At 56.1% G+C, this 14,994-nt stretch carries 11 protein-coding genes; 3 read left to right on the top strand and 8 right to left on the bottom strand.

Going from position 1 to position 14,994, the window contains the following annotated elements:
• The first annotated feature begins 35 nt into the window (after positions 1-35).
• Entirely contained in the window at positions 36-1,220 is a 1,185-nt protein-coding gene (locus BLT77_RS05825) for an alginate export family protein (protein WP_245709878.1), read from the top strand.
• A gap of 287 nt (positions 1,221-1,507) precedes the next feature.
• Here BLT77_RS05825 and BLT77_RS05820 read toward each other — a convergent pair whose 3' ends face one another.
• Positions 1,508-2,875, bottom strand: coding sequence for an EAL domain-containing protein (locus tag BLT77_RS05820; RefSeq protein WP_176819200.1), 1,368 nt, complete (start codon positions 2,873-2,875; stop codon positions 1,508-1,510).
• 660 nt (positions 2,876-3,535) lie between these two features.
• Between BLT77_RS05820 and BLT77_RS05815 the strand changes: the two genes are divergently transcribed.
• Positions 3,536-5,416, top strand: coding sequence for a methyl-accepting chemotaxis protein (locus BLT77_RS05815; RefSeq protein ID WP_090363371.1), 1,881 nt, complete (start codon positions 3,536-3,538; stop codon positions 5,414-5,416).
• Positions 5,417-5,469: 53 nt separating this feature from the next.
• Here BLT77_RS05815 and BLT77_RS05810 read toward each other — a convergent pair whose 3' ends face one another.
• The 7 genes from BLT77_RS05810 to purM all read right to left on the bottom strand — a co-directional run bounded on the left by BLT77_RS05810 (position 5,470) and on the right by purM (position 14,034).
• Positions 5,470-6,957: an EAL domain-containing protein gene (locus tag BLT77_RS05810; protein ID WP_090363369.1), complete on the bottom strand. Its 1,488-nt coding sequence runs from the start codon at positions 6,955-6,957 to the stop codon at positions 5,470-5,472.
• Positions 6,958-7,157: 200 nt separating this feature from the next.
• Positions 7,158-8,822: an asparagine synthase B gene (gene asnB / locus BLT77_RS05805; RefSeq protein ID WP_090363367.1), complete on the bottom strand. Its 1,665-nt coding sequence runs from the start codon at positions 8,820-8,822 to the stop codon at positions 7,158-7,160.
• Between the two features lie 159 nt (positions 8,823-8,981).
• Positions 8,982-9,722 (bottom strand): sporulation protein, encoded by a 741-nt coding sequence (locus BLT77_RS05800; RefSeq protein WP_090363365.1) that lies wholly within the window; start codon positions 9,720-9,722, stop codon positions 8,982-8,984.
• A gap of 88 nt (positions 9,723-9,810) precedes the next feature.
• Positions 9,811-11,400 carry a M28 family metallopeptidase gene (locus BLT77_RS05795; RefSeq protein ID WP_090363363.1) on the bottom strand — a complete coding sequence of 530 codons (1,590 nt, stop codon included), beginning with the start codon at positions 11,398-11,400 and terminating at the stop codon, positions 9,811-9,813.
• A gap of 174 nt (positions 11,401-11,574) precedes the next feature.
• A complete protein-coding gene (locus BLT77_RS05790) occupies positions 11,575-12,333 on the bottom strand; it encodes an HAD-IIA family hydrolase (RefSeq protein WP_090363361.1) in 759 nt (252 codons plus the stop codon).
• Positions 12,334-12,342: 9 nt separating this feature from the next.
• Positions 12,343-12,987, bottom strand: coding sequence for a phosphoribosylglycinamide formyltransferase (gene purN, locus BLT77_RS05785; RefSeq protein WP_090363359.1), 645 nt, complete (start codon positions 12,985-12,987; stop codon positions 12,343-12,345).
• A 9-nt stretch (positions 12,988-12,996) separates the two neighbouring features.
• Entirely contained in the window at positions 12,997-14,034 is a 1,038-nt protein-coding gene (gene purM / locus BLT77_RS05780; RefSeq protein ID WP_090363357.1) for a phosphoribosylformylglycinamidine cyclo-ligase, read from the bottom strand.
• A gap of 276 nt (positions 14,035-14,310) precedes the next feature.
• Between purM and upp the strand changes: the two genes are divergently transcribed.
• Positions 14,311-14,937 carry a uracil phosphoribosyltransferase gene (gene upp, locus BLT77_RS05775; RefSeq protein WP_090363354.1) on the top strand — a complete coding sequence of 209 codons (627 nt, stop codon included), beginning with the start codon at positions 14,311-14,313 and terminating at the stop codon, positions 14,935-14,937.
• The last annotated feature ends 57 nt before the right edge of the window (positions 14,938-14,994 follow it).

Raw genomic sequence — 14,994 nt, 5'->3', positions numbered from 1 at the left:
ACTGCCCCCTGGGAATGTCACAACAGGAGATGAAAATGAAACTACGCTACCTGGCAACTCTGCCTATGCTGGCTCTGTCCACCGCCGCCATTGCCGCTGAGCCGGCGTCCATCGCCGACGCGGTTGCCCAGAGCACGGTCAAGCTGGATGCCCGCCTGCGTTACGAAAACGTCAGCCAGGACAACGCGCTCAAAGACGCCGATGCCCTGACCCTGCGTACCCGACTGACCATGGAAACCGCCGCTTACCAAGGCTTCTCCGCCCTGGTCGAGTTTGAGGACTCTCGTGATGCTTTCGGCATCAATGACTACAACGACAAGATTGGCAACAAGCCCGACTACTCCGTCATCGCCGATCCAAACACCACCGAGCTGGACCAGGCGTTCCTGCGCTATCAGCGTGGCATGTTCAAGGGCACCCTGGGCCGTCAGGTGGTCACCCTGGATAACCACCGTTTCGTTGGTCACGTTGGCTGGCGTCAGGACCGCCAGACCTTTGATGGCGTCAACCTGCTGTTGACTCCGGCCAAAGACCTGACCATGAACTACGTCTACATCAATCAGCGCAACCGCATCTTCGCCGAAGAGAAAGACGTGGATTCCGAGGACCACCTGGTCAACATCGGCTACAACACCGCCTTCGGTAAGCTGAGTGCCTACGCCTACCTGCTGGAAGAGGACAACAACACCGACAACGGCCTGGACACCTACGGCGTGCGTTTTGCCGGTGGCACCAAGCTGGGTGATCTGCCGGTCAAGTATCAACTGGAGTACGCCACCCAGGAAGATGACGCATCCGGTTACGAAGCCGACTACTACCTGATCGAAGGCGCCGCGACCTTTGCCGGCCTTACCGCCAAGCTGGGTTACGAAGTTCTGGGTTCCGACAGCGGTGAGTATGGTTTCAGCACGCCACTGGCGACGCTGCACAAGTTTAACGGTTGGTCGGATCAGTTCCTGACCACTCCGAAAGAGGGTCTGGTGGATCTGTACGGCGGCGTGTCCGGTAAGGCGCTGGGTGGCAAGTTCGCGGTTATCTACCACGACTTTACCGCCGACGAAGGCACCTCTGCCGATGACTTCGGTAGTGAAATCGATGTGAGTTACACTACCAAAGTGGCTAAACACTACACCCTGGGTGTGAAGTACGCTATGTACGATGCCGGTGACATCAAAGTCGATACCGACAAGCTGTGGCTGTGGGCCAGCGCCAGCTTCTAACTCCTGGCTGGCGGCCACAACGGTTGCCAGATTCGGATTCAACATCCTGCAACACCCTGTAAAGACAAAGCACCGCTTCGGCGGTGCTTTTTTGTGGCTGTTTTGTCCGGGGGGGCTGGCCAAACCTTGCGTTTGCCTCTCTGTGCGCGTCCTATTACCGCTCTTCTTTTCGGTGCTCCCCTGTGCTGTACCCCGGTATTGGGGGGAGGGAATCAAGCCGGGGGATAACGGCTTTTCCGACGTGACAATGAGACGGTTAAACTCGGGCTGAGCTCGCCTTCACCCTCTTATCCTGGAAGGCGATCGAGTCGTTGCGCGGGTCGGCGGTGGGGCTTACCGAAGAGGTAGCCCTGCATGTGGACTACATCACGGCTTAACAAGTACTGGCGCTGTTCTTCCGTCTCCACCCCTTCGGCGATGACCGTAATACCCAACTGTTGCGCCAGGCGGAAGATGGAGTCCAATACCGGCTGGGTCTCGTCGCGGTGGCGTATCATCTGTATGAAACCTTTATCCACCTTGAGAAAGTCGGGCTGAAATTGGCGTAAGCCGGTGAGGCCATTGTGGCCAGTGCCAAAGTCATCAATCGCCACTTTAAAACCACATTGGCGGATATCATTGAGGTTGCTTTGAAACCCTGGTGACTGAAAATCCAGTTCATCCCGCTCGGTGATTTCAATGATCACCCTGTGTGTGTCTAGACCTAACTGGAGACAAAGCTCTCGCAGGAATTCACCTAAGTTGCGGTTGTTATCGGTGAGTTGTTCGCCTGAGAGGTTGATGCTCAAGTACTGGTGCTGCTGTGGTCGGTTCTGGCACTGTGACACCAGCTCCAGTAGCAGCCGGTCCAGCTGTCCGTGGTGTGCCAGTATCGGGATGAAATGATCCGGTGGAATCGCCCCCCATTTCGGGTGTTGCCAACGGGCCAAGAGTTCATGGCCCAGAACCTGTTTGCTGTGTCCATCGACGATGGGCTGGAATACCGGGTAAAACTCTTTGTTTCTCAGGGTACGCAATAACTCTTTTAGGTGTTGGCCACGAAAGCTGCGGAAACGCACGATAATCGGAGTGACGGCCAAGGCGGTGAACAGTGAGGCAGGCAACAAATAGTTCACCGTCTGTAGAAGAGTGTCGAGCAGGTGAGATTCAGGAATCTCAAGCTCGATTCTGAGATCATTTTTAGCAAGGTCAAAATAGTGGGTTGGTGAATCAGAGAGCGTCTCCCCCATGGCCCCTATGATATCGCCTTGGTGCGTAAGGGTGACGGACGAGCCTTCAGGAAAGTTAGCTTCAGGAAACATTAACGCTAAGAGTTTACGGCACTTGCTGAGACCAAAGAGGTAGCGCGAGTCATCGAGTTGTGTCGCAATTAACAGGTAGGGCTGTTGATCATACTCGATCGTGGCGATCCTGGTAGGGCCTTCATTGGGAACAATTACAGTGGTCAATTCGGAGTGAGACATATCCATATCCCCACTGTGGCATACCTCACCGTTTTGATTGAGGGTGAGCAAGTGATCGATATAGTGGGATTGTTCTGAAATCTGTTTTAGTTCGAACCTTGAGGCGCTGTCACATTTGTCCCAAGGCAGCGAAGTTGAAAGCGCAGTCAGCTCTTCTATGCTGAAGTTTGAATAGGATGAGAATAGCTGCAATACCTGAGTCAGTTTATCATTGAAATGATGGTTGTAATTTATTGTTCGGATCGTGACTCCGAATAATATTATAGATAATAGTAGTAGGAGGAAGTATTTCCATCCTAGCTGAATGTTACGCTTTATTTGCCACATCTGAATATCACTCTACTTATTATCTATATCTTTCTGTGCAGTCTGGCTGCCGGTGTTGCCTTGGGGAGCATGGCGGCCACTTTAGGTTGTAGGAAAAAAGAAGCCGATTCTGCCCTGTCACGGGTTGATATTAACACTCGCGGCGCTTTTCGTTGTGCTGGCATTGCAACTTTGTGATCGGTGCATTTTTGAACGATGTTTGTTGATGGCCAGCCTGTTTTGGAAGCTTTTCCATAACACATGTGGCATCACAGATGCCTTAGTTGGTTGTTTTTCATCATTGTTTTGCTTGCAATGCGTTGTTATTGTGCGGCGGCGCTGCACCCCGCTGTTAGCGGAGCAGTGCGAAAAAAGGTCAATACATTGATTCGGTATATTGATTCACAGCAGTCATTGACGCGGTAGTTTTTTCGGAATACCTCAATTTGTAAATTTTTTGTGGGCGGGCTGGTTATTGTTTCCAGTCCGTCAGTATGGGCGTTGATTATCGGTTTGTATGCTGAGTTATTATAGGGTGCTTTAGGTTTGAACAAGTTTAGATTGCAGATACTAGGACCGTTGACTACGATAGTTGCCTTGATTATTTTAGTGCTGACTTTTACGGCTTATACCTCTTTCACAGACGAGAGTGTGACGTTAAACAAGCGAATTCTCAAAGAAAGAAATGCTACAATTAGTGAAAGCTTATCTGAAAAGTTCCAAGCTTTTCAGCGAGATCTGTCTTCAATAGATATTGAGCGGCAAGATATTGAAGGCGATGCTCTGAGTAAGGGTTCTGTGATTCAGCTTAGCATGTTGGAGAGGGCTCAACATAACATTAGTGATGGGGTTTATTTGTTTACGGATGCTGGGGAAATATATGACTCCAAAGGTGACAAAATGAACTTTAATGTTAGGCAGCTGAATAGGGAATACTACAATGCCATTTTTAGGGATAACGTTAACTTTTTTGTTTCAACGCCTTTTAAATCGGCAGTGACAGGTAAAAGTGTTCTGGGAATGGCGTTTAAGATAAGTAATTCAACGGCGGTTCTCTCAAATGTCTACCTGGATTCTGTGCTGGAGGGGTATTCAGATAGAAAGGATATGTATATCTATACTTCCGACGGAACATTACTCGTTACCCCCTATGCCGGCCAGATTGGAAAAAATATTTTTGAGGAGCGGCCGAAGTACAAGAGCTTCAATGAAGCGAACCGGGAGCTTGGCTATGTGGCTATGGTAGACGGTGAAGCGGTGCCGGCGACGGCATTTTGGGGTAGCCTGGATGTTGTCAATTGGGCTTACGTCATGTTTATCCGTGATGAAGAGGTGGAGGAAGGGGCCCAAAATCAGCTTAAAAACTCTTTATTGATTGGCTTAGTCAGTTTGGCGCTATCCTTGGCTTTGGTGCATACATTCATTGATAAACTGGTATTAAAGCCGGTGGGTGGAGCACCACAAGATATCGAATTGGCAGTAAGAAGGCTTTCTGAAGGGGATCTGACCCAGAGGTTCGTGACTAACGGAAGTGAAACCGGGATTTATCTGTCACTGGTTAATCTTTCTGAGCAACTGGGTAGGTTGATAAAAAACTCCTACACATTATCAGAGGATGTATCGAATGCCTGTAATGAATTAAGGGAAGCCATGGCTGCCTCTGGTGATAACGCCAAAGAGGAGTTGAAGCAGGTTGAACAAGTGTCCACGGCAATTAATGAGTTGGCGGCGACCTCTCAGGATATGAGCAGCAATGCGACCTTGGCCCAGGATGCCACCAACAAGGCCGAGGAAAACTCAGAGACCGGCCGGTTAACACTCGAACAGAATATTGTTCTGACGGGCAAGATTAATAGCTCAATTATCGAGGCGGAAAAGGTGGTTAATGAATTGACCATCTACGCAAACGAAATTGGCACTGTGACGGATGTCATTGATAACATATCAGATCAGACCAACCTGTTGGCATTGAATGCGGCAATTGAAGCCGCAAGGGCCGGAGAGCATGGCCGCGGGTTTGCCGTGGTTGCCGATGAGGTAAGAAGCCTGGCCTCTAAAACTCAACAGTCTACGGTGAGTATCAAGGATTTGATTGAAAAGCTTCAAACTCATTCGAAGGTCGCCACTGAGAATATGAGTGAGAATGTGGCTCTGATTCAGGAGAGTGTGCTGACAACCGAGCAGGTGAAGAACTCTTTTGAAGAGATCTCCTCCTCCGTGAAATCCATTCTTGAAATTAACTCTATGTTGGCGACGTCTGCCCAGGAACAATACTGCGTTACCGAGGATGTCTCGAAAAATACCACGCAGACTTTTGATTTGGTAAATCAAAACGTCGCAGCGGTTAATCAGGTTGTGGCATCAGCGGAAAGATTATCCAGACTGTCCAGCAACCAGAAGGCGGAACTGGAGTTTTTTAAGATTTAGCCGGCGGGGGCGGTCTTCTAATGGCTATTCAGGCTGTCGCCGTACCGTTGAGGCTAGCAACGGCGAGGTTTACCAAACAGATAACCTTGCTGGCAGGTGACGTTCCGAGACAGTAAAAACGCTCTTTGCTGCTCGGTTTCCACTCCTTCGGCGATGATGCCGATGCCCATGGTGTTGGCAAGCTGAATGATGGAGTCCAGTACCGGCCCCTGGATGGCGTCGCTGTGGATGGTGTGAACGTAGCTTTTGTCGATCTTGATGTAGTCCGGGGCAAACAGCTTCAGGCAGGCGATGCCGTTGTGGCCGGTGCCAAAATCGTCGAAGGCCAGTTTGACTCCCGCCTGTTTGAGCTCCGTCAGGGTGGTCAGCAGGCCGGGGTTGTCGTAATCCAGCGCTTCCCGCTCGGTGATCTCGATCATCAATTGCTGCGGAGTGATCCCCAGCCTGGTGGCCAGTCCGAGAATGAAACTGACCGGGTCCCTGAGACTGTGGGTCAGCTGGTTGGCCGACAGGTTGATGCTCAGGTAGCGATCGTCGGGAATCTGTCGCTGCACCTGGCTGGCCAACTCCTGCAGTAACTGATCCAGGCGTCCGAAGCGTTCCATCATCGGAATGAAGGTATCCGGGGTAATGGGCCCCATGGTGGGGTGTTGCCATCGGGCCATCAGTTCATAGCCCAGGGGCTGGTTGCTGCTGGCGTCGACAATGGGCTGCAGCACCGGAAAGATCTCATTACGGCGATAGGCGATGTCCAGGTCGTCCAGAAATACCCCTTTGTGGCTGCGGCGGTACACCAGCATCGCCGGCATGCTCATGCCCAGCAGCAGCATCAGGGGAACCCCGTAGATGAACCACTCCATCCAGAGGGAGTGCAGGGGCTGGGGCACATAGTTGATGTCGGCCCGCACATTGCCGATGCTCAACTGGCGGCGCAGGCTCAGCAGCGGCCGACCATTGATGCTGTTTTCCCGGTACAGCAACCGGTTGTCCACGTACAGCGACAGCTGCGCCTGAAGCCGTTGGTAGTGGTAGGAGAACAGCCGCTCAAGCAGATGGACGGTTTTGGCCACCCCTATCAGGTAGGTACCCGGCGCCACCTGGGCGATAAACACCTGGTGAGGCACCAGGGCGCGGTCGTCACTGCCAATCCATATCGGACCGGTCTGGCTGTCGATGAGCTCGCCGATGAACAGCGGTGACAACGGGTTGTTGGCGGCGCGGCAATAGCCGACTTCGTTGCTCAGATACGCCAGGTAGTCGAACGCATTGGAGCGGACAGCGGCCTGGGTCAGGCGGTATTGGGCGTCTTTATCGCAGCGGTGAGGAGCAATCTCGCGGCCCAGGCTGTGGAGCTCGCCAGCGGCGCGGCGGTAGTAATCCTGAGTGGACAGCACGATGTTCTCCAGCCGGCTGTCCAGCCCGTTGGAGATCGATTGCCAACATGCCAGGCTGATGCCGAGCAGGCTTAAGATCTGTATCAAAATAAACCATTGCCATCCGTGGCGAATGTAGCGTCCCAGCTGCCATAGTCGTTGAATCATTGTTGTTACTGGCGCGCACTGCTGGAAAGAACCCGAAATGTGTCGAAAAGGTAACAAAGTTGAGACCGAAAGAGAATTGTTCGAACTGGATTTATTGCCGCGTCGGCTGGCTGGAAACGAGGGTGGGCGGTAACTGCTGACTTATCGGATTGGTTTTATTGAAAAACCCGAAAGCCATGGCGGCTTTCGGGGTGTCTGCATCAATAGGCGTCGTTATGGACATTGGCCACGGCACGACCGGAAGGGTCTGCCAGTCCCTGCAGGCTCTCGTCCCAGGCCAGGGCCTCTGGAGTCGAGCAGGCAACCGACTTACCTCCGGGCACGCAGTTGGCACAGGCGTCCCCGGGAAAGTGCTGCTCGAACAGGGTGCGGTAGAAATAGCCCTCTTTGGTGTCCGGGGTATTGATGGGAAAGCGGTAGTGGGCGTTGTCCAGCTCCTGATCGCTGACCTGCTCGGCGGCGTACGCTTTGAGGGTGTCGATCCAGGAGTAACCGACGCCGTCACTGAATTGCTCCTTCTGACGCCAGGCCACCGATTCCGGCAGGTAGTGGGCAAACGCCTCCCTGAGTACCTGCTTTTCGATGCGGCCATCGGTAATGGTTTTGATCGCCGGGTTCATTCGCATGGCCACGTCGACAAACTCCTTGTCGAGGAAAGGTACCCGGGCCTCGATGCCCCAGGCGGCCATGGCCTTGTTGGCCCGCAGACAGTCAAACTGGTGCAGCTTACCTACCTTGCGCACCAGCTCTTCGTGGAAGGCTTGGGCGTTCGGGGCCTTGTGGAAATAGAGATAGCCGCCAAACAGCTCGTCTGCCCCCTCGCCGGACAGCACCATCTTGATGCCCATGGCTTTGATTTTCCTGGCCATCAGGTACATGGGGGTGGAAGCGCGGATGGTGGTGACGTCGTAGGTTTCCAGGTGGTAGATGACGTCGGTCAGGGCATCGATGCCGTCCTGAATGGTAAAGGTGACTTGGTGATGGACGGTGCCAATGTGAGCCGCCACTTCGGCGGCGGCTTTGAGATCCGGAGAGCCCTCCAGGCCAACGGCGAAGGAGTGCAGCTGCGGCCACCAGGCGGGGCTGGATTCATCCTCCTCGATGCGACGGGCGGCGTACTTTTTCGCCAGCGCCGAGGTGATGGAGGAGTCGAGTCCACCGGACAGCAGCACCCCGTAGGGCACATCCGACATCAGCTGGCGCTTGACCGAGTCCTCCAGCCCCTGGCGCAGGGCGGTGACGTCGGCGGGGTTGTCGGCGACTTCGGCAAAGGCGGTCCAGTCACGCTGGTAGTATTCGCGGGGGCCCGCCAGCCAGCTGGCCAGGTAGCGACCGGGAAGAAACTCATCAATCTTCCGGCACTGGGGCACCAGGGCTTTCATCTCCGAGGCCACATAGAAGTTGCCAGAGGTGTCGAAGCCGGTGTACAGCGGAATGATGCCGATGTGATCGCGGCCAATCAGGTAGCGTTGCCGGACCTTATCCCACAACACAAAGGCGAAGATGCCATTGAGCCGATCCAGAAACTGCTCGCCGAATTTCTGGTACAGGGCCAGGATCACTTCGCAGTCGGAGCCGGTTTGAAACTCATACTCATCGGCCAGCTCCTGGCGCAGCTCGCGGTGGTTGTAAATCTCCCCATTGACCGCCAGTACCAGGTTACCGTCTTTGCTGTACAACGGCTGGGCGCCGTTATCGATGTCGACAATGGCCAGCCGCTCGTGAACCAGGATCGCCTGATCGTCGCAAAAGATGCCGGACCAGTCCGGGCCGCGATGGCGCATCTTCTTGGATTGGGTCAGAGCCAGGCTACGAAGTTCGTTGGCGGGGGACTTCAAATCCAGAATGCCGAAAATACTGCACATGGTGGGGGTCACTCCTTTTGCGGCGGGATTGGACACAGTCTGTTCACATTGCCAGCAATTGTGGAGTTTGCCAACCGTCAACGGCCATAGCATTCAAAGATGAATAGATAACCAAAAAAAACGCCCGCTTAAGCGGGCGCAGTCGAGGGTGACGCTGGCTTAGCCGATGGCGCGTTTGAGCTGTTCCATCAGGGTGGCGACCGGGGTGGACGCGTCCCAGGACAGGCTGCGGTAGCTGTCGCCGCGGAAACTGCGATCCACCTCGATCAGGGCGTGCATCTGTTGACCCTGGGGCACAAAGGAGATCTCCACCTCTTTCACTCCGAACAGGCTGAGGCCGGAAGGCACAAACTCCAGCTCCTGGTAGGCGCCACTGACGCTGCTGAACCCCTGGCCGTTGAGGTGGCCGCGCTCCACGTCCACTTTCTGCAGCCGGTAGCCACTCTGCTCCATGGCGTCCAGCAGGGTTTGCATCGCCGGAACGGGTTCCACCAACAGCATGTCTTTGTCGCTGGGGTCGATGGCCATGTCCACTTCCAGCCCGGTCTGCAGCCATACCCGGCTGCGGTTGCGACGGCCACCGATGCCGGTCAGCGGGGTTTCCGGATGCAGGGTGGCATGAAACGGCAGCTCATAGGTGGCGCCGGCCTCGATGGTCATGGTGTCGCTTAAAGACCAGCTCTCCAGTGGCATGTGCTGGTAAGTGGTGTGATCGTCCACTTCGGTCTTGACCTCGGTCATCAGCGTCAGAGTCAGCCCGGAGATCTGCTGGTCCACGTCGCCGCCCTGGATGACGATGGTGGCGGAGAAGGGCTGGCCAGGCATCAGTACGGCATCGTCCAGTTGAGTATCGACTTTGGCCGCGCCGATTCCAACGGAGGCCAGAAGTTTTTTAAACATAATGTGTCCTTATCTTGAGCCGTTTATCGACCGCAGGTGCCCAAAGTGCAGTGGTGCAGCCCTGGGCGGGTTGTGCAGATACCTTAGACTAACTGGCTGGCCGCAATGAGTAAAATTCACTTTCCGGTTTGAAGCCAGGCCATTGCTCGCTGTTGGCCAGGGCCGCCCCCGCCCGGTAGAACACCTCGATGTCCTCCAGGGCGCCGGACAGGTTCCAGTTGGCCCGGTAGATGTCGCAGCTGTTGTGGTAGCAGCCCTTCATCTCCTGTTTCATCTGTTGGCGGTAGGTTGCCAGCGCCTCGGTCTTGGGGGTGCTGCCGCCGCCAGCGAACACCGCCGGTACGCCGTGTTTCACGAACGAGAAGTGATCCGAGCGGAAAAAGCCGCCGGCGCCAGGGTGGGACTCGGGGGCCAGGGTACGCTGCTGAAGCCGGGCAGCCTCTCCCAGGTAGTCCTCCAGCTGCGACTGCCCCAGGCCGATGACGGTGAACTCCTTAACCGCACCGTAGACGTTGGTGGCGTCCAGGTTGAACACGCCGGCCGTTTTATCCAGGGCGGAGGTGGGGTTATCGACGTAGTAACGAGATCCCAGCAGGCCTTGCTCCTCACCGGTAACGGCGATGAACTGAACGCTGCGTTTGGGCGGCGTCGGCGCGGTGGCAAACTGGCGCGCAATCTCAAGGATACCGGCAACGCCGGTGGCATTATCCAGGGCGCCGTTGTAGATCTCGCCGTTCTGGGTGCCGATGTGATCCCAGTGGGCGGTGTAGCTGACGGTCTCCTGGGGCCGTTCGCTGCCGGGCAGCAGGGCGACCACATTGTGGCTGGTGGCATAGTCCACACTCTGTTGGTAGCGGGCGTTGGCCACGGCAGCCAGGCTCAGGTGTCCGGGGTGGTGATTGGCACGGGCGGTGAGGGTGGCCAGATCAACCCCTTCGGCGGCCAGCAGTTGTTGTGCTACCGACTTTTGAATCCACCCCTCCAGCCTGGGGTGGGGATCGCGGCTGCCAGCCAGATCCAGCTGTGGGCCGGTCCAGCTGTTGGCCACCACGCTCCAGGGGTAGGAGGCCGGCTCGGTGTCGTGAATGATCAGCGCGGCCTTTGCCCCCTGACGGCCGGCTTCGGCAAATTTGTAATCCCAGCGGCCGTAGTAGGTCATGGTGCTGCCCTTGAACCGGCCCGGGTCCCGGGTGGCGAAGCCCGGGTCGTTGACCAGAATCAGCACGGTCTTGCCGGTGACATCGATATCCTGATAATCGTTCCAGCCGTATTCCGGCGCATTGATGCCATAGCCGACAAACACCAGCTGACTGGCGTCTAGGCTCTGGGATGGCGCATCATGAAAACTGTTGAGCACCGCGTCCTGGGGAATCGACAGCGTCTGGCCGCCCAGGCTCAGCTCGGTATTGGTGCCAGCGGTGTAGGTCACCATGGGTACGGGCTGCAGGTAGGAGTTGCCATTGCCCGGCTTCAGGCCCATGGCCTTAAATTGGCTTTCCAGATACGCCAGGGTCAGGGTTTCCCCCTCGGTGGTGGGCAATCGGCCCTGGTAGCGGTCGGAAGACAACTCCTTAACGTCGGCACGGAAGCGGGTTTCATCGATGCCGTGTGGTGTTTGAGAAGTCGGGGAGCAGCCGGCACAAAGCAGGGCGGCCGCAAGCCAGGGAAGCAGTTTCATTAAGAGTCCTTGTGTATTGAGGCTGAATCTTCTGTTCAGTTTTTGTCGGGCGCTGAATGCGTCTACGTGCCTCATCATTGCTTGTTGGTTCGGCCCAGGCAAGCGGTAATTGTAAGCGGGTATTTGAGATACAAAAAAGGGTGGCATAGCCACCCTGTTGCGAGGTTTTACCGGTTACAACACGTCGATTTCCGCCACGCAGGGGAAGATGTGGTTGGGGCGGAACGGGTGCTTGTCGAGCTCTTCGATGTGAGTCACGCCGGACAGCACCAGAATGGTCTCCAGCCCTGCCTGTACGCCCGCCAGAATATCGGTGTTGAGGTTGTCGCCGATGATCACCGTGTCACCGGAGTGACAGCCGAGATGATCCAGGGCACTGCGGACCATCCAGGAGGAGGGCTTACCCACGTAGAACGGCCGTTTACCGGTAATCCGCTCTATAGGGGCGCACAGGGCCGAACAGGCTGGACTGTAGGCGGGGCCATGGGTATCCGGATTGGTGGCAATGAAACGGGCGCCGTTGGCAATGAAGCTGGCGGCGCGATGAATCATGTCCCAGTTAAAGGAGCGGGTCTCCCCGACCACCACGAAGTCCGGATTGATGTCGGTGATGGTGAAGCCGGCCTGGTACAGCTCATGGGTCAGCGCGCCCTCTCCGATAACGTAGGCTTTGTTGCCCTGTTGGTGACGCAAAAAGTGAGCCGTGGCCATGGCGGAGGTGAAAAACGCGCTCTCTGGCAGTGTGATGCCGGCGGAGTCTAGGCGATTGGCCAGATCCTTGGCGGTCTGAGCCGGGTTGTTGGTCAACAGCACCAGCGGATTGCCCTGTTCTTCCAGCCGCTTGATGAAGCGATCGGAGCCGGGGATCAACTGGTTGTTGTGCATCAGCACGCCATCGATGTCACAGATAACGCTTTTCGGGTGTGTCGCCATGGTGTGGGCTTACTCCTCGCTGGCGTACCCTTGCAGGGGTAACGCGGTTCCATCCAGACAGGCTTGGTTGTCGCTCATGGACAGCCGGCCTTCACAATACCATTTTACCACCAACGGATAGATACGGTGTTCCTGTGTGTGGACCCGTTCGGCCAGGGTGGACTCGGAGTCATCCTCGAACACCGGCACCTTGGCCTGCAGAATCACCGGTCCGCCATCGAGTTCCTCGGTGACGAAATGGACACTGCAGCCGTGTTCGCGGTCACCATTGTCCAGTGCCCGTTGGTGGGTGTTCAGACCTGGGTAGCGCGGCAGCAGTGACGGGTGGATGTTGACCATCTTGCCCTGAAACTGCTGCACGAAACCCGGGCTGAGAATGCGCATGTATCCCGCCAGAACCACCAGGTCTGCCTGCATCTGCTCCACTTCCGCGGCCAGGCGCCGGTCGTAATCGGCGCGGGCTTCACCGGACTCGGGGACGACGGCCACCGCTTCGATGCCGGCGTTGCGGGCGCGGGTCAGGCCAAAGGCGTCGGCTTTATTGCTGAGTACACCCACCACCTGGCCGGGAAAAGGGCCGGCGGCACAAGCATCGATGATCGCCTGCAGGTTACTGCCGCTGCCGGAGATCACCACTACAATTCGTTGCGTCATGACCGGGCCTTACTCGATGATCACTTGAGGCTCGTCGCCGTGACGGGCGGCGATGGAACCGATGACCCAGGCGGTTTCGCCTTGCTGCTTCAGCAGGGCCACGGCGGCGTCGGCCTGGTCTGCCGGCAGGGCAATCACCAGCCCCACACCACAGTTGAAGGTGCGGTACATTTCGTGCTGTTCGATGTTACCCACCTGCTGCAGCCAGTTGAACACCGAAGGCCACTGCCAGCTGTTGCCGTCGATCACCGCCTTGGCGTCGTCGGGCAGCACGCGGGGGATGTTTTCCCAGAAGCCACCGCCGGTGATGTGAGAGATGGCATGAACCGGGTGGGATTCCAGCAGTTTCAGGGTGGATTTAACGTAGATGCGGGTGGGAGCCAGCAGGGCATCGATCAGCGGGGCGCCGTCCAGGGTTTCACCGCGGGGATCGTCAATGCGTTCCAACACTTTTCGAATCAGCGAGTAGCCATTGGAGTGAGGGCCGCTGGAGCCCAGGGCGATCAGCGCGTCGCCTGGTGCGACCTTGCTGCCGTCGATGACATCGGCTTCCTCGACCACGCCGACACAGAACCCGGCCAGATCGTAGTCTTCGCCGTCGTACATGCCCGGCATCTCTGCGGTTTCACCACCAATCAGGGCGCAACCGGCCAGTTCACAGCCGTCGGCAATGCCACTGACAACCTGAGTGGCGGTATCCACCGACAGCTTACCGGTGGCGTAATAGTCGAGGAAGAACAGCGGCTCGGCGCCCTGAACGATCAGGTCATTGACGCACATGGCCACCAGATCGATACCCACGGTGCCGTGTCCCTGATAGTCCATGGCCAGGCGCAGCTTGGTGCCAACGCCGTCGGTGCCGGAGACCAGCAGGGGTTTCTTGTATTTTTCCGGCAGGCTGCACAGGGCGCCGAAGCCGCCCAGGCCACCACGGACTTCCGGGCGATGGGTGCGTTTTACTGCGGATTTGATGTTATCAACCAGGGCGTTACCGGCGTCAATATCAACACCAGCATCTTTATAACTCAGGGAATCGGGGTTATTCACAGAGGCCTCATTGTTTTTTTGTAGGTTTTTTATAGCTATCGCCGTTGTCGACGTTTGATGTTCTGGCGCGCATTTTACCAGCTGCCGCCTTTGTGCCCAAGTTTTTATGACGCCTGTCACGCCGGTGGCCGCGGACAAAAAAAAACGCAGCGCTTTGCAGTGTTTATGTGGCCGAGGTCACGGATTCGCGGCACGCGCCAGGATGGGGCTTTCCAGCCTGGTTTTTTGCCGCTATGATTCCGCTGTTTACCTGTCGATCACTGTCCGGAGAAAAGAATGAAAGTCACTGAGGTCAAGCACCCGCTGATTCAACATAAATTGGGTTTGATGCGCGCTGCTGATGTAAGCACCAAGCGTTTCCGCGAGCTGGCGAAAGAGGTTGCCGCTCTGCTGACCTACGAAGCGACTTCCGGGTTTGAGATGGAAACCGTCGAAATTGACGGTTGGAATGGCCCAATCAGCATTAACCAGATTAAGGGCAAGAAAGTGACCGTGGTGCCAATCCTGCGTGCCGGTCTGGGGATGATGGATGGTGTGCTGGAGCACATCCCGGCGGCCAAGGTGTCTGTGGTAGGCATCTACCGTGATGAAGAGACGCTGGAGCCGGTTCCTTACTTCGAGAAGCTGGTGTCCAACATCGAGGAGCGTATCGCTCTGGTGGTTGATCCTATGCTGGCGACCGGTGGCTCCATGAATGCCACCCTGGATCTGCTGAAAAAGCGTGGCTGTAAGCAGATTAAAGTGCTGGTGCTGGTGGCGGCCCCTGAAGGTCTGAAGGCAGTAGAAGAGGCACACCCTGAGATTGAGCTGTACACCGCGTCTGTGGACGACTGCCTCAATGAAAAGGGCTACATTCTCCCGGGACTGGGAGACGCCGGAGACAAGATCTTCGGAACCAAGTAATTCCAATGACGGCGCCGCAGGCGCCGTTTTTTTAGACCTAAAACAACATCGATTTTG

Origin of the sequence: Ferrimonas sediminum (assembly GCF_900100175.1) — a bacterium.
GTDB lineage: Bacteria > Pseudomonadota > Gammaproteobacteria > Enterobacterales > Shewanellaceae > Ferrimonas > Ferrimonas sediminum.
The sequence above is the reverse complement of the archived record's forward strand: the minus strand, read 5'-3'. Positions and strand labels throughout refer to the sequence as shown.